Annotated in this window: 20 protein-coding genes, 1 tRNA gene and 1 pseudogene; 16 read left to right on the forward strand and 6 right to left on the reverse strand. The window is 24.2% G+C overall.

Annotation, left to right across the window (positions count from 1 at the left end; all coding sequences use genetic code 11):
* Positions 1-7: 7 nt before the first annotated feature.
* From dnaQ to HU701_RS01495, 5 genes are all read left to right on the forward strand, one after another.
* On the forward strand, positions 8-730 hold the full coding sequence (dnaQ, locus tag HU701_RS01475) for a DNA polymerase III subunit epsilon (RefSeq protein WP_158346276.1): 723 nt from the start codon (positions 8-10) through the stop codon (positions 728-730).
* 75 nt (positions 731-805) lie between these two features.
* Positions 806-879 (forward strand) — tRNA-Asp (locus HU701_RS01480).
* A 37-nt stretch (positions 880-916) separates the two neighbouring features.
* Entirely contained in the window at positions 917-1495 is a 579-nt protein-coding gene (lpcA, locus tag HU701_RS01485) for a D-sedoheptulose 7-phosphate isomerase (protein ID WP_178919137.1), read from the forward strand.
* A gap of 103 nt (positions 1496-1598) precedes the next feature.
* Positions 1599-2087, forward strand: coding sequence for a xanthine phosphoribosyltransferase (gpt, locus tag HU701_RS01490; protein WP_178919140.1), 489 nt, complete (start codon positions 1599-1601; stop codon positions 2085-2087).
* An 86-nt stretch (positions 2088-2173) separates the two neighbouring features.
* Positions 2174-2740 carry a nucleotide exchange factor GrpE gene (locus tag HU701_RS01495; protein WP_178919143.1) on the forward strand — a complete coding sequence of 189 codons (567 nt, stop codon included), beginning with the start codon at positions 2174-2176 and terminating at the stop codon, positions 2738-2740.
* Positions 2741-2800: 60 nt separating this feature from the next.
* On the opposite strand, the gene HU701_RS01500 is transcribed toward HU701_RS01495, so the two are convergent.
* Positions 2801-3109 (reverse strand): RnfH family protein, encoded by a 309-nt coding sequence (locus HU701_RS01500; RefSeq protein ID WP_178919145.1) that lies wholly within the window; start codon positions 3107-3109, stop codon positions 2801-2803.
* A gap of 112 nt (positions 3110-3221) precedes the next feature.
* Here HU701_RS01500 and smpB point away from each other — a divergent pair, with 112 nt between their 5' ends.
* Together smpB and tadA are read left to right on the forward strand one after the other, a co-directional pair.
* Positions 3222-3710 carry an SsrA-binding protein SmpB gene (smpB, locus tag HU701_RS01505; RefSeq protein WP_158346869.1) on the forward strand — a complete coding sequence of 163 codons (489 nt, stop codon included), beginning with the start codon at positions 3222-3224 and terminating at the stop codon, positions 3708-3710.
* Positions 3711-3720: 10 nt separating this feature from the next.
* Positions 3721-4176, forward strand: a complete 456-nt coding sequence (gene tadA, locus HU701_RS01510; protein ID WP_158346286.1) for a tRNA adenosine(34) deaminase TadA — start codon at positions 3721-3723, stop codon at positions 4174-4176.
* Between the two features lie 13 nt (positions 4177-4189).
* On the opposite strand, the gene acpS is transcribed toward tadA, so the two are convergent.
* From acpS to lepA, 5 genes and pseudogenes are all read right to left on the reverse strand, one after another.
* The gene (acpS, locus tag HU701_RS01515; protein WP_178919147.1) at positions 4190-4570 is read right to left on the reverse strand and encodes a holo-ACP synthase; all 381 of its coding nucleotides are present in this window, start codon (positions 4568-4570) and stop codon (positions 4190-4192) included.
* 103 nt (positions 4571-4673) lie between these two features.
* Positions 4674-5501: a GTPase Era gene (era, locus tag HU701_RS01520; RefSeq protein WP_226856595.1), complete on the reverse strand. Its 828-nt coding sequence runs from the start codon at positions 5499-5501 to the stop codon at positions 4674-4676.
* Positions 5498-6178, reverse strand: coding sequence for a ribonuclease III (gene rnc, locus HU701_RS01525; RefSeq protein WP_158346292.1), 681 nt, complete (start codon positions 6176-6178; stop codon positions 5498-5500). The genes era and rnc overlap by 4 nt, the downstream gene beginning before the upstream one ends.
* A 122-nt stretch (positions 6179-6300) precedes the next feature.
* Positions 6301-7238 (reverse strand): annotated as a pseudogene (gene lepB / locus HU701_RS01530) (signal peptidase I).
* A 12-nt stretch (positions 7239-7250) separates the two neighbouring features.
* Entirely contained in the window at positions 7251-9041 is a 1791-nt protein-coding gene (gene lepA, locus HU701_RS01535) for a translation elongation factor 4 (RefSeq protein ID WP_178919149.1), read from the reverse strand.
* 246 nt (positions 9042-9287) lie between these two features.
* On the opposite strand from lepA, the gene mnmA reads away from it, so the two are divergent.
* From mnmA to pyrF, 9 genes are all read left to right on the forward strand, one after another.
* Positions 9288-10388 (forward strand): tRNA 2-thiouridine(34) synthase MnmA, encoded by a 1101-nt coding sequence (gene mnmA, locus HU701_RS01540; RefSeq protein WP_178919151.1) that lies wholly within the window; start codon positions 9288-9290, stop codon positions 10386-10388.
* Between the two features lie 152 nt (positions 10389-10540).
* Entirely contained in the window at positions 10541-11914 is a 1374-nt protein-coding gene (gene purB / locus HU701_RS01545) for an adenylosuccinate lyase (protein WP_178919154.1), read from the forward strand.
* 37 nt (positions 11915-11951) lie between these two features.
* Positions 11952-12560 carry a transglycosylase SLT domain-containing protein gene (locus HU701_RS01550; protein ID WP_158346300.1) on the forward strand — a complete coding sequence of 203 codons (609 nt, stop codon included), beginning with the start codon at positions 11952-11954 and terminating at the stop codon, positions 12558-12560.
* 92 nt (positions 12561-12652) lie between these two features.
* Positions 12653-13435 (forward strand): enoyl-ACP reductase FabI, encoded by a 783-nt coding sequence (locus HU701_RS01555; RefSeq protein ID WP_158346302.1) that lies wholly within the window; start codon positions 12653-12655, stop codon positions 13433-13435.
* A 113-nt stretch (positions 13436-13548) separates the two neighbouring features.
* Entirely contained in the window at positions 13549-15489 is a 1941-nt protein-coding gene (gene rnb, locus HU701_RS01560) for an exoribonuclease II (RefSeq protein ID WP_158346303.1), read from the forward strand.
* Between the two features lie 108 nt (positions 15490-15597).
* Positions 15598-16239, forward strand: coding sequence for a YchE family NAAT transporter (locus HU701_RS01565; protein ID WP_178919155.1), 642 nt, complete (start codon positions 15598-15600; stop codon positions 16237-16239).
* 54 nt (positions 16240-16293) lie between these two features.
* The gene (lipB, locus tag HU701_RS01570) at positions 16294-16950 is read left to right on the forward strand and encodes a lipoyl(octanoyl) transferase LipB (RefSeq protein WP_158346871.1); all 657 of its coding nucleotides are present in this window, start codon (positions 16294-16296) and stop codon (positions 16948-16950) included.
* Between the two features lie 61 nt (positions 16951-17011).
* Positions 17012-17920, forward strand: coding sequence for a lipoyl synthase (gene lipA / locus HU701_RS01575; RefSeq protein ID WP_158346307.1), 909 nt, complete (start codon positions 17012-17014; stop codon positions 17918-17920).
* Between the two features lie 55 nt (positions 17921-17975).
* The gene (gene pyrF / locus HU701_RS01580; RefSeq protein WP_178919158.1) at positions 17976-18686 is read left to right on the forward strand and encodes an orotidine-5'-phosphate decarboxylase; all 711 of its coding nucleotides are present in this window, start codon (positions 17976-17978) and stop codon (positions 18684-18686) included.
* The last annotated feature ends 10 nt before the right edge of the window (positions 18687-18696 follow it).

Below are 18696 nucleotides of genomic sequence, written 5' to 3' on the forward strand. Positions count from 1 at the left end.
ATTAAAAATGAAACATAACAAAAACGAAAGAATAATTGTATTAGACACTGAAACTACTGGTATTAGTAACTTTGGAAAACCTTTTATTAATCATAGAATTATTGAAATTGGAGCTATTGAAATTATTAATCGTCGTTTTACAGGAAATAATTTTCATGTCTATATTCAACCTAATAGATCAATTGATCCAGAAGCTATAAAAGTTCATGGTATTACTAATGATTTTTTATTAGATAAACCATCATTTAAATACATAGCTAAAAAATTTTTTAAATATATTCAAAATACGCAACTAGTGATTCATAATGCATCTTTTGATATAGGATTTATCAATCAGGAATTCTCTTTATTAAAAAATAAAACAATAGATATATCAAAATTTTGCTCTATTATTGATACTTTAAAAATTGCAAGGAAATTATTCCCTGGAAAAAAAAATACATTAGATGCTCTTTGTAATCGATATAAAATCAAAAATTCTCATAGAGTTTTACATGGTGCTCTTTTAGATTCTTTTTTATTAGGGAAATTATATCTTTTAATGAGTGGTGGTCAAGAATCTATGTCATTTTATAACGATATTGAATATGAAAATAATTCTCAATCTTTCAATAAATTGACAATCAATAAAAAAAAATCTTTAAAGATATTAAAAGCAAATACAGAAGAATTAAAACTTCATAGAAAATATATAAATTATATGAAAGATATAAAAAAAAATAATTTTTAAAAATTAAATATTAATAACTATAAAAAGATCATTGACTGATTTTTTTAAAATATGTACAATAATAAAATTATAAAAGGTGCGGTAGTTCAGTTGGTTAGAATACTGGCCTGTCACGCCGGGGGTCGCGGGTTCGAATCCCGTCCGCACCGAAAAAAATTTTTATCTTTTTTAATATAAGTTAAAATAATGTATAAAAAAATTATTTATTCTGAATTAAATATTTCATTAAATGTATTAAAAGATTTTTTAGAAAATAAAAATCAAATAAAAAATATTGAAAACTCTGCAATTTTAATTTCAGAAGCATTTAAAAATAAAAAAAAAGTGATTTCCTGTGGAAACGGAGGTTCTCATTGTGATTCTATTCATTTTGCAGAAGAACTTACTGGAATTTACAGAGAAAAAAGATCAGGATATCCAGCGATTTCAATTTCTGATACTGGTCATATTTCCGCAATAGGAAATGATTTTGGATATGATTATATTTTTTCACGTTATATAGAAAGTATAGGAAATTCTAGTGATATACTACTAGCTATTTCCACATCAGGTAATTCCAATAACATCATTAATGCAATAAAATCAGCACGTAAAAAAAACATGAAGGTAATCTCTCTAACAGGAAATGATGGGGGGAGAATAAAAGAATTATCAGATATAGAAATTTGCGTGCCATATTATGGTTATTCAGATCGAATACAAGAAATGCATATTAAAATTATCCATATATTAATATTAATTATTGAAAAAGAAATGATAAAATAAATAATTAGTAAATGATTTTATTTCAATAGTTTAAAATCCTAAAATAACACACATTATTTCCACTTTTCTAATAAATACTATTTTATAGTTTTGGAATTTTTTTATGAGTGAGAAATATATTGTCACTTGGGATATGCTTCAGATTTATACTAGAAAATTAGCTAGTCGATTAATTAAAATAAATTCATGGAATAGAATTATTGCTGTTAGTAGAGGCGGTTTAGTGCCTGCTTCTTTATTAGCAAGAGAATTAAGCATTCGATATGTTGATACAATATGTATTGCAAGTTACAATGACAATTGTTTACAAAAAAATAGAAAAATTATAAAAACAACAAAAATTAATAATGAAAAAGTTAATAATGAGAAAGTTATTGTAGTAGATGATCTTGTTGATACAGGTGGAACTGCAAATATTATTAGAAATTTATATCCAAAAGCATATTTTGTAACCATATTTGCAAAACCTATGGGTAAATTATTAGTAGATAATTATATCATAGATGTCGGTCAAAATATTTGGATTGAACAACCTTGGGATATGTCAATATCTTATATCCCTCCTCTTATTAAAAAAAATAAAACATTTTGACTTTACTTTTTTTATGTAATTTGTAGTAAGTTTTACAAAGATAAATGTTTAGTGCATTTCTAAAAATATATGAAAAGGATCTATTCATGAAAAATGAAGAAAAAATAAATAACCGAACAATAGGCGATATTAAAAAAAAAGAAACTATCCATTTAAGTGATAAAGATAGTTTAATTAACACTTTAAAAAGTGAATTAAACACATCTGAAGAAAAAATAAAAGAAATAATTTCACAACAGAATAAAGAAATCTTCAAGATAACAAATCGATTAATGAGTGAAATTGAAAAATGTCAAAAATTTTCTTTGGAAAATTTAATTACTGAATTTCTTTCGATTGTAGATAACATTGAGCGTGCTGCTGTTTTAATAAAGCAAGAAAAAGAAAATATATACGCTGAAATTTTAAAAAATATTGAAAATGTTCTTTGTTTGATAAAAAATATTTTTATTCAATTTAAAGTATCTAAAATATGTGATGTTGAAGCGAAGTTTGATCCTAATGTTCATCAAGCTATATCTATACGATATGATAATAAAATTAAATCTAATAAAGTACTTGAAGTTATGCAGTCTGGTTACATCATGCATCATACTCGTTTGTTACGTCCAGCAATGGTTGTAGTATCGAAAAACAAAGCTAATAGTTGTTAAAAAAATAATAGAATTAAAATATTATTTTTTTAAATTAGATTAATATTGAAGATTAATTTTTTATTTAATATTTTTAAGTTTTAAATTTTTTTTTATAACATAATACCTATTCCTTCTTCTTTCTTTAGGGTCTATTATTAAATTTCTATAAATTTCAATTCGATCACCATTTTTTATTTTTTTATTTAAATGAACTAATTTATTATAAATACCCACATTATTTTTATAAAATTGTATACCTTGGAACATACTCAGTATATTTGAAGCTAATATAGCATCTTTTACAGTTGAGTTAGATTTTATATAAATTTTTTTAATATATTGTATCTCTGATAACGCATAGATAATTGTTACTTGAATCGTATTCATAAAAATTTAAGTTTTACATTATTCATAAAAATTGACTAACATAATTTTTTCAAAAAATCAATCTATATTACTTAAAACATTTAAATTAATTTGTTTTGGATCATATCCAACTATGTTAAATAAAAAAAAATATAATTTAAAATCACCTATTTTTTGTATAAATAAAAAAGCTCATTATCACTACTTTATAGAAGAAGTTTTTCAATCAGGTTTAGTTTTAAAGGGATGGGAAATTAAATCAATTAGATCAGGTAAAATAAATATCTCTGAAAGTTATGTTAACAAATTTTCACATGAAATATATTTGTGTAATTCTATTATTCAACCCTTAAAGACGGCTTCAAATAATTTTGTTTTCGACTCTACAAGGAAAAGAAAATTACTTTTACATAAAAATGAAATCAGTTATTTATCAATAAAAATTAATGAAATAGGTTATACTTTAATTCCACTTTCTTTATCTTGGAAAAAGTCTTGGTGTAAATTAAATTTTGGATTAGCTAGAGGAAAAAATAAAATAGATAAAAGAGAAGAAGATAAGAAAAACTCATGGAAAAAAGATAAATTAAGAATACTTAAAAAAACTAAAATTATGTGTTGAAAAATTTTTTATGAAATCTAAAAAAGATGAATATTGGATGAAAATTGCTTTAAAACACGCATACTACGCTGAAAAGCAAGGAGAAATACCTATAGGTGCAATATTAGTTTTTAAAGAAAAAATTATTGGACAAGGATGGAATAGATCAATTATTCAAAATGACCCAACAGCTCATGCTGAAATTATAGCTTTACGTCAAGCTGGGAAAATAGTAAAAAATTATAGATTAAAAAATACTACATTGTATGTTACATTGCAACCGTGTATCATGTGTTTCGGAGCTATTATACACAGTCGCATTGAAAGATTAGTTTTCGGAGCTAGTTATAAAACAGATAAAAAGTGCCCTTTTAAAGACGTTTTTTTAGAACTACAAAAGCAATATAAATTAAAAGTAAAAAAGAATATTATGGAATTTCAATGCACTCAAATATTAATAAATTTTTTTAAGAAAAAAAGAAAGTAATTTTTTTAATTAATTAATTTTCTAAAATTACTATAGCATGCGCATAGGATTTTTGATCAGATATACTAACATGTGCAAATTTACATTTTTTTTCTTTAAATTTTTTTAGAGCATTTTTTAAAAAACGAAAATTTGGTTTTCCTAAAGAGTTATGATATATCTCTATTTGATTAAAATTTATTCCATTATTTATACCTGTTCCTAACGCTTTAGCGGCTGCCTCTTTAGCTACAAATTTTTTCGCAATGAAATTAATTTTATTTAGAGATCTTTTATATTCTTCCCATTCTTTTATAGATAAAATCTTTTTAGCTAATTTATTTCCAAATCGAAAAAAATTTTTTTTAATACGATCAATTTCTATAATATCAGTTCCTATACCTATAATAGACATTAATTTGATTCCTTTTAATATTTTATCGGAAAATATAATTTTATTTTTAAAATTAGTTAAAATATTTTAAGTATTTTAACTAATTTTAAAAAATTAAGTTGTTTTAACGTTTTTTAATTTTTTCTCTTATCCATATACGTAGATATACTTTTTTATTGTTTTCTTTCTCTAGATAATATCTAGATAATATACTAATTTTTTTAATCATTTCGCCTTGAGTACCGATAACAATTTTTTTTTGTCTTTTATTTTCTACATAAATAATCCCATTAATATGCATTTGTTCAATATTATATTTGACTGATTCAATTTTTATTTTCAATATTGATGGTAATTCATCTCTCAAAAAAAGTATTAATTGTTTTCGAATAATCTCAGATATAGAGAATTCGATAGAATTCATAGTAATACAATTTTTTGGGAAAATGTGTTTATTTTTTGGCAAATACTGTTTTACAACTTTTTCTAATGCAATAATATTTTGTTTTTCTTTTGCTGAAATTGGAATAATTTCTGTTGAATTAGTTTTTTTTGAAAGTATATCAATATAAGATAAAACATAATTTTTATTTAATAATTGATCTATTTTATTAATCACATATATTATTGGAATATTTATTTTTTTTATTTTATTATAAATAATTTCATCTTCTTTTTTCCATATATTTCGATCTACAATAAATATAATTAAATTTATATTTTTCATTATTTTTAAATTTCTTATATTGTGAAAATATACTCCAGGCGTATCTATATAAATAGATTGATAATTTTCACTATTTTTAATTCCAACGATATTACTTTGGGTTGTATTTTTCCTCTTTGATGTAATAGAAATATGTTTTCCGACTATTTCATTAATTAAAGTAGACTTTCCAACATTAGGTCTTCCAATAATAGTTATATATCCACAATACTCTGTTTTTTTCACTCTACACCTAATTGAATTAATGCTTTTTTAGCAGCATCTTGCTCCGCTTTTCTTTTACTCGTACCTTTTCCAATGAACAATTTTGAATTGATGCTAATTTCACAGTGAATGGTAAATAGTTGATTATGAGCTTCTCCGCATATCTTCACTATAAAATATGTAGGTAACGATAAATGCTTAGATTGCAAATATTCTTGTAATCTTGTTTTTGGGTCTTTTTGCGTATCTCCAGGACTAATTTTTTCTAAACGTTTTTCATACCATTTCAGTATTAATTCTTCTACTGTTTTAATATTACTATCTAAATAAATACTTCCAATTAAAGCTTCTACAGTATTAGCTAAAATAGATTCTCGTCGAAACCCTCCGCTTTTTAATTCTCCTTGACCTAATTTCAGGTATTCTCCTAAATCAAATTCATATGCTATTTCTGCTAAAGTATTTCCACGTACCAAAGTTGCTCTCATACGACTCATATCTCCTTCATCAATAGATGGAAAATGTTGATACAAAGCATTAGCAATTACGAAACTTAATATAGAATCTCCTAGAAACTCAAGTCTTTCATTATGGTTACTACTTGCACTACGATGTGTAAGTGCTTGTCTTAATAATTCTTTTTGATTAAAAGTATATCCTAATACTTCCTGTATTTTATTTGTTACGATATGGTTCATGTTATACCAATTTCAATGATATTTTAATTGATTTGTATATATAACAGGAAAAATAGTAAAATTTGATAGAACTAAGAAAAAATATTTTAAATTTTATTCAATTAACGTTGTGAAATTCAATTTTAAGATATCTTATTTCCAATTCTATTAATACGTATACCTGTCGGCCATTCATTTTCTTTTTTTTCAAAACTCATCCATATTCTTGAAGCTTTCCCTAAGATATTTTCTTCTGGAACAAAACCCCAATAACGACTATCTAAACTGTTATCACGATTATCTCCCATAACAAAATATTTATTTTTTGGTATTATCCAAGTAAATTTCCGTGTTTTATCTTGTTGATAATAATTATTTTTTTGATTATTAAATTCATCTAATATTAATATATTATGTTTAAAATTATTAATATTTTCTTCCATGGTTTTAAAGTAAACAGAATTATATATTTTTTCTTTTTTTAGATGGTTTTCTTGAAATAGATATATTTTTTGAGTAAATTCAGTCAAATATTTTTTTGAATAACTAATAGGTAATATATTCTTACAATCCTTTGCATTTAAATAATTAACACAAATTTTAATTTTTTTATTATATATATTATATTCAATTTTATCTCCTGGTAATCCTATTATGCGTTTGATATAATTTGATCTAGATTCTATAGGATGTTTAAAAACTATAATATCTCCACGTTCAGGATCTTTATAAGATATCAAAGTTCTATTGGTAATTGGGTTTTTAATACCATATGCGAATTTTTCTACTAAAATAAAATCTCCTACTAAAATTGTTGGCATCATTGAGCTTGAAGGAATTTGAAATGGTTCATATATAAAAGAACGTATTATAAAAACAATAAAAAACATTGGAAATAACGATGATATAAATTGGAAAATATTTTTTTGGTTTTTAAAAAATATTTTTTTATTCAGAAAAATTATATTTCTTTTTTTTTATTGCAAAAATAATTAACAATTAATTCTATTTTGATAAAAAACCAAAAGAAACCAGTAAATAATATACTAAATATTAAAAATAAAGTTAACATGTTAGGCATTTTTTTTTCCTTTTAATTATTAATATTTAAAATAGTGAGAAAAACTTTTTTGGGCATATTAACATTTCCTATTTTTTTCATTCTTTTTTTTCCATCTTTTTGTTTTTTTAATAATTTCTTTTTTCTACTGATGTCACCACCATAACATTTAGCTAATACATTTTTTCTCAATTGTTTGATTGTGGCTCTAGCAATGATTACATTATTTATGATTGCTTGAATACTCACATCAAATTGATGCCTAGGTATCAGAGTTTTCATTTTTTCAACTATTTCACGAGCTCGATATTGTGCATTTTTATGATATGCAAGAGTAGTTAGTGCATCAACACGTTTTGAATTAATTAATATATCTATTCGAACTATTTTAACTGGTTTAAAATGCTTAAAATCGTATTCTAAAGAAGCGTATCCACTAGAAATAGATTTTAATTCATCAAAAAAGTTTAAAACAACTTCGCTCATGGGTATGTTATATTTTAGACAAACTTGATTTTCATAATAAATTAAATCAATTTGAATACCTCTTTTTTTAACGCATAATTGCATAATTGAACCAAGAAATTTAAAAGGTAACAAAATATTACACTCCGCAACTGGTTCTTCAATTTTTTTAATTGTATTTATAGCAGGAAAATTTGAGGGGCTATCTAAAAAAATTTTTTTTCCATTAATCAATTCTATTTGATAAATAACATTAGGCGCAGTTGAAATTAAATCAAGTGAATATTCTCGTTCTAATCGTGCTTGTACAATTTCCATATGTAATAAACCTAAAAAACCACATCTGAAGCCAAATCCAAGAGCATTTGAGTTTTCCGGTTCATAAAATAAAGAAGAATCATTTAAACTAAGTTTTTCTAATGCATCTCTAAATGTTTCATATTGATCTGATCTTACAGGAAATAGACCTGCATAAATTTGTGGTTTTATTTGTTTAAATCCAGCTAACATTTTTTTTGCTGGATTATGATAGTTAGTTAAAGTATCTCCAACTGAAGCTGCAGAAATATTTTTAATACCACATATAATCCAACCTACTTCACCGCATCTTAATCTTTGTTTATTCAATTTTTTAGGTGTAAAAATACCTAATTGTTCGACTATATAATTCTTTCGAGTACTCATTACTTGTATTCTATCTTTTATAGATATAGATCCATTTTTAATTCTTATTAAAGAGACTACACCCAAATAGTTATCAAACCAAGAATCAATTATAATAGCTTGTAATGGTTTCTTTTTATCTCCATTAGGACAGGGAATTTGACTAATAATGTTTTCAATAAGTTGAGGAATACCTTCTCCAGTTTTAGCCGAACATTTAACTGCATTGAGTGCAGAGATTCCAATAATATCTTCAATATCTTTTATAACTTGATCTACATTTGAACTAGGTAAATCAATTTTATTTAAAACTGGTAATATTGATAAGTTCATTTCTAAAGCGGTATAACAATTAGCTAATGTTTGAGCTTCTATGCCTTGAGTTGTGTCGATAACCAATAATGCACCTTCACAAGCTGCTAACGATCTAGAAACTTCATAAGAAAAATTTACATGTCCAGGAGTATCAATAAAATTTAATTGAAAAAGATTTCCTTTTTTGTCTGTATAATTAATCATGACACTTTGTGCTTTAATAGTAATTCCTCTTTCTTTTTCTAAATCCATAGAATCTAAAACTTGATTAGACATTTCTCTTTCAGATAATCCGCCGCATGCTTGGATTAAACGATCTGATAAAGTTGATTTTCCATGATCAATATGAGCAATAATAGAGAAGTTTCTTATATTTTTCATTTTTGATTTAATTTTTTTGAAATGAATTAAAGATGTTTAAAATTTATTTTATATGAATATTTTTTAAAAGTATAAATATTTAATATATTTCTTATTTTTATTTTAATATACTATATGCTAGTTGTTGTTTATTATATTAACAATGTTATGTTTCGTAGTATTTAAAAAATTATACACTAATTGTATTTTAGGTTTTAAAATTATTAAATATTATGTTTTTTAATAAATAAATAAGATGTTATTTTTATGATAAATAAAAAAAAAGTTATAATTGCTATGTCCGGAGGTGTAGATTCGTCAGTTGCTGCATGGTTTTTAAAAAATAAGACTTATTTAGTAGAAGGCTTATTTATGAAAAATTGGGAAGAAGATGATACAAATAATTATTGTCATGCAGAAAAAGATCTATATGATACTGAAAATGTTTGCAAAAAATTAAATATTTATCTTCATAAAATAAATTTTTCTCAAGAATATTGGGATCAAGTGTTTACACATTTTTTAAGCCAATATAAAGAAGGAAAAACTCCTAATCCTGACATCTTGTGTAATAAGGAAATTAAATTTAAATTATTTTTTGATTATTCTATTAAAGAACTTAAAGCAGATTATATTGCTACTGGTCATTATGCACGTATTTTCAAAAAAAATGGAATTAATTATCTATTGAAGGGGTTAGACAATAATAAAGATCAGAGTTATTTTTTATACACTTTAAATTCGAAGCAATTAGAAAAAATTTTATTTCCTATTGGTCTATTTAAAAAAAGTCAAATTAGAATTATTGCGGAAAAAATAGGTTTAAAGGTTGCGGATAAAAAAGACTCTACAGGCATTTGTTTTATAGGTCCTAAAAATATAAATATTTTTCTTTCTAACTATCTGAAAGAAAAAAAAGGAAATATAATTACAATTCATGGAGAAATTATTGGAAAACATAACGGTTTATTTTATTATACCCTAGGACAACGTAAAGGTTTAAAAATCGGAGGGATGAAAGGAAAATATAATATGCCATGGTATGTAGTTGATAAACATATACCAACAAATTCACTAATTGTGGCACAAGGATCAAATAATGTCTATTTAATGTCGATAGGTTTAATAGCTGAAAAGGTTAATTGGATTAACAATATCGAATTTAAGCTACCCTTATCTTGCAAAGTTAAAACAAGGTATCGTCAAAATGAAGTTTCTTGTCAAATAAAATATATAGATAATTTTCATACTAAAGTTTTGTTTGATTTTCCTGTTATTGCGGTGACTCCAGGACAATCAGTAGTTTTTTATTTATCTGATATTTGTATTGGTGGCGGAGTTATTAAATACAAATTGCCTTTAATTTAATTTTTAATACTTTAAAAAAATTTATATTTAATATATAAATATTACAGTGTAATATTATCCAATAATAAAATTTTTATATTTTATTTATAAAAATTATTAAATTTTAATGTATATAATTTCATCAAAAGACTTTCACAAAGATAGGAAAAAATATGAATTCAACTTTATTAACAGCTATTTCTCCTATCGATGGTCGGTATTTTAAATCAACTGAATCATTGCGATATATATTTAGTGAATTTAGTTTTTTAAAATATCGTCTTAAGGTAGAAATTTTATGGTTTAAAAAAATAATAAAAATGCATAAAATTATCAAAATTCAAAAAATTGAAAAAAAAGATATTTTATTCATTGATAATATTTTAAATAATTTTTCTATAAAAGACGCAATATATATTAAAAATATAGAAAAAAAAACTAATCACGATGTTAAAGCATTAGAATATTTCTTAAAATATAAATTTTCTAAATCAAAAAAATTATCATCAATGTCAGAATTTATACATTTCGGATGTACTTCAGAAGATATAAATAATATAGCTTATGCTTTGATGATAAAAGATTCTCTTAATCAAGTTATTTTACCTTTTTGGTCTGAAATAATTAGTGTTTTAAAAAAATATTCTATTGAATATCAAAATAGTGCTATGTTAGCTATGACCCATGGTCAACCAGCAACTCCTTCCACTATGGGCAAGGAATTCTTAAATTTTTATTACCGTGTACAACGTCAATTTTTTAAACTAAAAAAAATAGAAATATTAGCAAAATTCAATGGAACTACTGGAAACTACAATGCATATATCGCAGCATATCCAGATATTAATTGGCATATAATTAGTGAAGAATTTATAACATCATTAAATCTTACTTGGAACCCATGTACTACACAAATTGAACCACATGATTACATTGCAGAAATGTTTGGATGTATCTCTCTTTTTAATACTATATTGATCGATTTTAATCGCGATATTTGGGGTTATATATCAATGAACTATTTTAAGCAAATATCGATAGATCATGAAGTAGGTTCATCTGTTATGCCGCATAAAATAAATCCTATTGATTTTGAAAATTCCGAAGGTAATTTAGGATTGTCAAATGCTTTAATGAATCACATGATAAACAAGCTACCTATTTCTAGATGGCAACGTGATTTGAGTGATTCTACAGTTTTAAGAAATATAGGAGTAGCATTATCTTACTCGGTGATTGCATATAATTCTATTTTATGTGGTATAAAAAAATTAAAAATTAACAATACGCGGCTTTTGAAAAATTTAAATAATAACTGGTCGGTTCTATCTGAAGCAATTCAAACCGTCATGAGAAAATATAATATTAAAAACTCTTACGAACAATTAAAAAAATTAACTCGAGGAAAAGAAATTAGTCAAACTGATATACATAATTTTATTTCTAACTTAAATATTCCGGATATAGAAAAACAATATTTAAAAAAAATAACTCCAGTTAATTATATTGGATTATCTATTCAAATTGTAGAAAAAGAATCTAAATAAATACATTGTATAAATTTATTTTTAAGGAATTTTTGTCGTGTTAAAAACTTTCATTTTTTCAATTATTTTTATATTAGGTTGCAACACGTCTTTGAATATAAAAAAAAATTTTTCTTTAAATAAAAAACAAATTGAAAAAACAATTCATCGTTGGAATGTTATTATTAAAAATGCATCAATTAAATATAATGTTGATGAAAAATTAATTAAATCTATTATATACGTAGAGTCTTCTGGGAATACTTTTGCTAGAAGTAGTTCTAACGCTATTGGGCTGATGCAAATAAAACCATCTGCAGCAGGTTTAGATATATATCGATTAATTGGAAAAAAGGGAAAACCTTCTATTAAAGAACTATATAATCCCCAAACTAATATTAATATTGGAACTTCATATATTCATTTGTTGCAAAAAAGAAATTTATTTGGTATTAAAAACAAAGAAATAATGAGGTATGCAACTATTGTTGCTTATGTAAATGGAACAAATGCATTATTGAAAATATTTGCTAAAAATCAAGATGAAGCCATAAAAATCATAAATAGTATAACTATAAAAAAATTTTTTCAATATATAAAAAAACATCCTTCTAAGCAAGCATCAAATTATTTAGAAAAAGTAATAAAAGTTTATAAATTAATTTAGATATGTTTTTGTTTTTTATATATTAGTAGAAATTCAATTTTATCTACTATAAAATATTTTATATATAAAAATTTATTGCTTTTGGATATTTTATGGGGTTTTTAAAAGATAAAAAAATTTTAGTAACTGGTATATGCAATGAAAGATCGATTGCTTTAGGTATAGCAAAATCTTTATATAAGCAAAAAGCACAATTAAGTTTGGTATGTCAAAATAAAAAAATTATTAATAAAATTAAAAATTTAATTCATTCAATGGATATAAAATCTATTTTTTTTTGCGATGTTTCTGATGATGAAAATATTAAAGAGCTATTTTTTAATCTAAAAAAAATATGGAATAAGTTTGATGGATTCATTCACGCTATTGCCTATTGCCCTAAAGAAAAAATGTATAAAGATTTTGTTGAAAATAGTACAAAAGAATCTTTTAATTTGACACATCAAATTAGTTCATACAGCTTTTTAAGCATGGCAAGAGAATCAAAACATATGTTAAATCAATCCTCTTCATTAATTACATTATCTTATTTGGGATCGCAAAGAGTTTTATCTAATTATGGTATGATGGGACTTGCAAAATCTTCTTTAGAAGCGAATGTTAGATATATAGCATATTCATTAGGAAAAAAAAATATTAGAGTAAATGGTATTTCATGTGGACCTATTAAAACTATATCTTCTTATCAAATTAAAAATTTTTGCAAAACACGAAAATATCATAAATCGGTTTCATTGATTAAAAATTATATTACTAGTAATCAAATAGGAAATGTTGCTGCTTTTTTATGCTCAGATTTATCTATTGGAATAACTGGTTCAATCATTTATGTTGATAATGGATTTAATATAAATATACCTAATGGAATAATTTAAAATTTAAAATCAAAAATTTTAAATAAAATTTATCTATGATAATTTATAAATAAGTTATATATTAAAATTTCTTAAATAATAAAATTATTTTTAAATAGTTAGGTCTTATAATTATGTTCCAAAACAATCCATTACTTAAACAACTAAAAGAAAAATTACATAAGAAAACACCACGGGTTGAAGGAATAATAAAAAGCGCTGAAAGAGGATTTGGTTTTTTAGAGATCGATTCACAAAATAGTTATTTTATCCCTCCTAAAAATATGAAAAAAGTTATGCACGGAGATAAAGTATCAGCTTTATTAAAAATAGAAAAAAATCGTGAAATAGTTGATCCTGAAAAGTTAATTGAACCATTTTTAAAGAGATTTGTAGGAAGAATTGAAAAAAAAGATAATAAATTATTTATAATACCAGATTATCCTTTCCTAAAAGATCTTATTATAATATGTTACCCAAAAAAAGATTGCATTAATTTATTTGAAACTGGGGATTGGGCGATAGCTCATTTAGTAAAACATAAACTTAATGGTAGTTCTATATTTTGTGCGGAATTAATTGAAGAGATTGTGAAAAATAACGATCCATTAACACCATGGTGGGTAACTTTATCACGTCATAAACTTGAAAGACATGCACCTTTAATTGAAAAGAAAGATTTTATCTTAAAAGACCATTTTAAAAGAAAAGATTTAACACATCTTGATTTTATTACAATAGATAATCTTAACACAAAAGATATTGATGACGCTTTATTTATTCAGAGAACTAAAAATGAAAATTTTCATTTGATAGTGGCAATTGCAGACCCCACTTCATATATAGATATAGGAAGTAAATTAGATATAGCTGCTTCTAAAAGAGGTTTTACAAATTATTTACCAGGTTTTAACGTTCCCATGTTACCCAGAGAACTATCAGAAAATATATGTTCATTAATCCCTAATAAGCGCCGACCAGTTTTAGCATGTTCTATAAAAATCAAAAAAGATGGAAATATTTCGAATGAAGTTGATTTTTTCTTAGCTTGGATTATATCAAAGGAGAAGCTATCTTATGAAGATGTGTCGAATTGGATTGAAAAAAAGAACTCATGGAAGCCATCAAAAAAATCCATTCAAAATCAAATATTACTTTTATATAAACTATGTTTATCTCGTATAAGATGGAGAAAATTAAATGCAGTACTATTTAAAGATAGTTTAGAATATAGATTTCAGTTTTCTGAAACAGGTATAGTAAAAGATGTGATTATTGAAAAAAGAAGGATTGCTCATAAAATCATTGAAGAATCAATGATTATAGCAAATATTGTAGCTGCAAATTTTTTATCAAAAAATCTTGGATTTGGAATATATAATATACATGCTGGTTTTGATTTGATTAACGCTGAGCATACTGTATCTTTTTTGAAAAGTTATAATTTAAATTTTAATGTAAAAGAAATAATGACATTAAAAGGATTTTGTAATCTTAGACGTGTTTTAAATATTTTATCAGATAGTTATATTGATAGTCGTGTTCGACGATATCAATCTTTTGGAGATTTTAGTACAACTCCTGGTCCACATTTCGCATTAGGATTTTCAGAATATGCTACTTGGACATCACCTATTAGAAAATATAGCGATATGATCAATCATCGCTTATTAAAATCAATTATCAAAGAAGAAAAAAGTGTTAAACCTAGTGAAGAAATAAAATTAAAAATCAGTGAGCAAAAACGTAAAAATAGAATATCTGAAAGAGATATTTCAGATTGGCTTTATACGTTACTTTTACAAAAAAAAGAATATCAAAATAAAAAATTCTCTGCTGAAATTGTTGATATTTCTCGAAGTGGAATACGAGCTAAAATAATCGAAAATGGTGCCCATGTTTTTATTCCTGCACTGTTTTTACATCCCATTCGTGAAGAATTAACTTTGAATCAAGAAATAGGAAAAGTCTTTATTAATGGTAATTTACATTATAAAGTTTCTGATTTAATTCAAATAATATTATATGAAGTTCGATTGAAAACAAGAAAAATTATTGCAAAACCTGATTATTAAATATGAATTTAACATCTAAAGATCATTTAAAAATTTTAATTATTTTCAATATTTTTAAAATTACTTTAATAAAATTATAAGAATTTCAATATTAATTAAGAGTTCAACATGCATATTTCAATTTTTGATGTTTCTATATATATAAAATTTTTTATAAGTTTATGTGCACTAGTAAACCCAATAGGAATGATTCCTATTTTCACTACTATGACTGCTCATCAGTCTACTTTAGAGCGTAAAAAAACTAATTTAGTATCAAATTTTTCTGCATTTTTAATATTATTAATATCATTATTTTTAGGTGATAGTATTCTAAATATTTTTGGTATATCTGTTAATTCATTTCGAATCGCAGGGGGATTATTAATCATGGGTATCGCTTGTTCTATGATTAATGGTAAATTTACAAAAAATAAACGAATAAAAAAAGATGAAAAAACAACTCAAGAAAATATTAGTGTTGTTCCTTTAGCTATGCCTTTAATTGCTGGACCGGGTGCTATTAGTTCAACTATTGTTTGGAGTACCTACTATTCTACTTGGTTAAATTTAGCAGGATGTACAATATCCATTTTTTTGTTTTCTTTAGTTTGCTGGTTATGTTTTCGAGCTGCTCCGTGTGTAGTTCAAATATTAGGAAAAACAGGTATTAATATTATTACACGCGTTATGGGTTTATTATTAATGGCTTTAGGAATAGAATTTTTTAGCATAGGAATCAAATCTATTATAAATGAATTGTTACATTAATTTTAAAAATATCACTTCATATTTTACATGTTAAATATAATATTGGATGTTCCATTGCAAAAAAAAATCATCTTTTTTAAAAATATAGGATTAATAGATTGGATTATAATTTCTGATAAAATGAATCTTTTTACAGAGAAACGTGATAATTTTACATTTGATGAAATTTGGTTTGCAGAACATTATCCTATTTTTACAACAGGTTTATTAAAGAAAGATAATTCAATAAAATTTAAAAATAATTTTATTAATAATATTCCTGTCGTCACTTCTAACAGAGGCGGTCAAATTACATATCATGGCCCCGGACAACAAATGTTGTACTTTTTAATAGATTTAAAACGTCGGAAAATTAATATTCGTCAATTTATAGATATAATGCATATTTTAATAATAGACACATTGAATTATTTTTCTATTAAATCAAAAATTAAAAAAAAAGCCCCAGGAGTTTACGTAAATGATAAAAAAATTTGTTCTTTTGGATTGAGAATAAAAAAAGGTTGTACTTTACATGGTTTATCATTAAATGTCGATATGGACTTAAATCCATTTAATTATATTCACCCTTGTGGAGATATGTATATTAAAATGACACAAATAAAGGAATTTAGTTCGTTTTTAACGCTAAAAGACATTCGTGTAATTTTAATTAAAAAACTATCTCAATTACTAAATGTTAGAATTGTAAAAAAATTATATTTTTACTGATTTTAAAGAATTTTAAACACATTTTTCTTAATTATAAGAAATACTTTATAAGTTATCTAAAATGACATTTATAAATAAAAAAATAAATTTAATACCTATTAAAAATATTTTAGTAAAAAAAAGAATATTAAAAAAACCAGATTGGATTAAAATAAAATTACCTATTTATACATCTCAAATAAAAAAAGTTAAAAACGCTTTACGAAAAAATAATTTACATTCTGTTTGCGAAGAAGCTAATTGCCCAAATTTACCAGAATGTTTTAATAATGGAACTGCAACTTTTATGATCCTTGGATCTGTATGTACGCGAAATTGTCCATTTTGTGCAGTATCACATGGAAAACCTGAAAAAATAAATTCTGAAGAACCTGAAAATTTAGCAAATACTATATTTGATATGAATATTAATTATGTAGTGATCACTTCAGTTGTAAGAGATGATTTATATGATTGCGGTGCACAACAATTCGTTGATTGTATAAGTGCTATTAGAAGTAAAAATAACGTAAAAATTGAAATATTAGTTCCTGATTTTAGAGGGAGAATTAAACTAGTTTTGAAAATTTTTAGTTCTTCTCTACCTGATGTTTTTAATCATAATATAGAAAATGTTCCTCGGCTTTATAAAAAAATACGTCCTGGAGCTAATTATCAAAAATCATTATTATTATTAGAAGAGTTTAAAAAGAAATATAATAAAATTCCTACTAAATCAGGTTTAATGTTAGGTATAGGTGAAAAAGATAAAGAAATTAGTCAAGTTATGCAAGACTTATATTCTAGTGGTGTGACATTATTAACTGTAGGACAATATCTTCAACCTAGCAAAAAACATCTTCCAGTAGAACGTTATATATCGCCATTAGAATTTGAAGATATTAAACAAGAAGCAATATCCATTGGTTTTAAAAATGCATATTGCGGACCTTTTGTACGTTCATCATATCATGCAAGTTCTCAAAATTAACATATAAAAAAATAATTAATTATATTTTTAAAAATATTTTAATAGAGGTTAAATAGTGTCAAAATTGAATAGTTTTAATGTTCCCAAGATAATTATTGCATTGGATTTTAATGATAAAAAAAACGCTATGAAATTAGTAAATCTTCTGAATCCATCTTTATTTTATTTAAAGATCGGGAAAGAGATGTTTACAATTTTAGGAAAAAAATTTATTCATGAATTACATCAGTTAGGGTTTAATATATTTTTAGATTTAAAATTTCATGATATTCCTAATACTGTTTTTAATGCGACGAAAGCAGCAGCGGATTTAGGAATATGGATGTTGAGCATACATGCGTCAGGTGGAAAAAAAATGTTAATATCTGCTAAAAAAGCATTAAAATCATTTAAAAAACGCCCTTTATTAATTGGTGTTACAGCGCTTACAAGCTTAACACAAACAGATTTAAATGATATTGGTATTCAAATATCATTGCAAGATTATATTTTAATTTTATCTAAGCTATCTAGTGATTGTGGTTTAGATGGTGTTGTATGTCCAGGAAAGGAGGCTAAAAAAATTAAATCATTATGCGGTAATAAATATAAAATAATCACACCAGGTATTAGATGTTTAAATGATTCTACATTTGATCAGCATCAAGTTATTACTCCAATACAAACAAAAAATTTTCCAATTGATTATATAGTTGTAGGGCGCTCTATTACTGCTTCAAAAAATCCCATGAAAAAATTAAATTTTATAATACAATCTATGCAATAATATTTGTATA

Origin of the sequence: Buchnera aphidicola (Aphis gossypii) (genome assembly GCF_013394915.1) — a bacterium.
Classification (GTDB): domain Bacteria; phylum Pseudomonadota; class Gammaproteobacteria; order Enterobacterales; family Enterobacteriaceae; genus Buchnera; species Buchnera aphidicola_AZ.

What these genes read in the sequence shown, in the direction of transcription:
- dnaQ (WP_158346276.1), top strand. Translation starts at nt 8, where the DNA reads ATGAAACATAACAAAAACGAAAGAATAATTGTATTAGACACTGAAACT.
- lpcA (WP_178919137.1), top strand. Translation starts at nt 917, where the DNA reads ATGTATAAAAAAATTATTTATTCTGAATTAAATATTTCATTAAATGTA.
- gpt (WP_178919140.1), top strand. Translation starts at nt 1,599, where the DNA reads ATGAGTGAGAAATATATTGTCACTTGGGATATGCTTCAGATTTATACT.
- HU701_RS01495 (WP_178919143.1), top strand. Translation starts at nt 2,174, where the DNA reads ATGAAAAATGAAGAAAAAATAAATAACCGAACAATAGGCGATATTAAA.
- HU701_RS01500 (WP_178919145.1), bottom strand. Translation starts at nt 3,109, where the DNA reads ATGAATACGATTCAAGTAACAATTATCTATGCGTTATCAGAGATACAA.
- smpB (WP_158346869.1), top strand. Translation starts at nt 3,222, where the DNA reads ATGTTAAATAAAAAAAAATATAATTTAAAATCACCTATTTTTTGTATA.
- tadA (WP_158346286.1), top strand. Translation starts at nt 3,721, where the DNA reads ATGAAATCTAAAAAAGATGAATATTGGATGAAAATTGCTTTAAAACAC.
- acpS (WP_178919147.1), bottom strand. Translation starts at nt 4,570, where the DNA reads ATGTCTATTATAGGTATAGGAACTGATATTATAGAAATTGATCGTATT.
- rnc (WP_158346292.1), bottom strand. Translation starts at nt 6,178, where the DNA reads ATGAACCATATCGTAACAAATAAAATACAGGAAGTATTAGGATATACT.
- lepA (WP_178919149.1), bottom strand. Translation starts at nt 9,041, where the DNA reads ATGAAAAATATAAGAAACTTCTCTATTATTGCTCATATTGATCATGGA.
- mnmA (WP_178919151.1), top strand. Translation starts at nt 9,288, where the DNA reads ATGATAAATAAAAAAAAAGTTATAATTGCTATGTCCGGAGGTGTAGAT.
- purB (WP_178919154.1), top strand. Translation starts at nt 10,541, where the DNA reads ATGAATTCAACTTTATTAACAGCTATTTCTCCTATCGATGGTCGGTAT.
- HU701_RS01555 (WP_158346302.1), top strand. Translation starts at nt 12,653, where the DNA reads ATGGGGTTTTTAAAAGATAAAAAAATTTTAGTAACTGGTATATGCAAT.
- rnb (WP_158346303.1), top strand. Translation starts at nt 13,549, where the DNA reads ATGTTCCAAAACAATCCATTACTTAAACAACTAAAAGAAAAATTACAT.
- HU701_RS01565 (WP_178919155.1), top strand. Translation starts at nt 15,598, where the DNA reads ATGCATATTTCAATTTTTGATGTTTCTATATATATAAAATTTTTTATA.
- lipA (WP_158346307.1), top strand. Translation starts at nt 17,012, where the DNA reads ATGACATTTATAAATAAAAAAATAAATTTAATACCTATTAAAAATATT.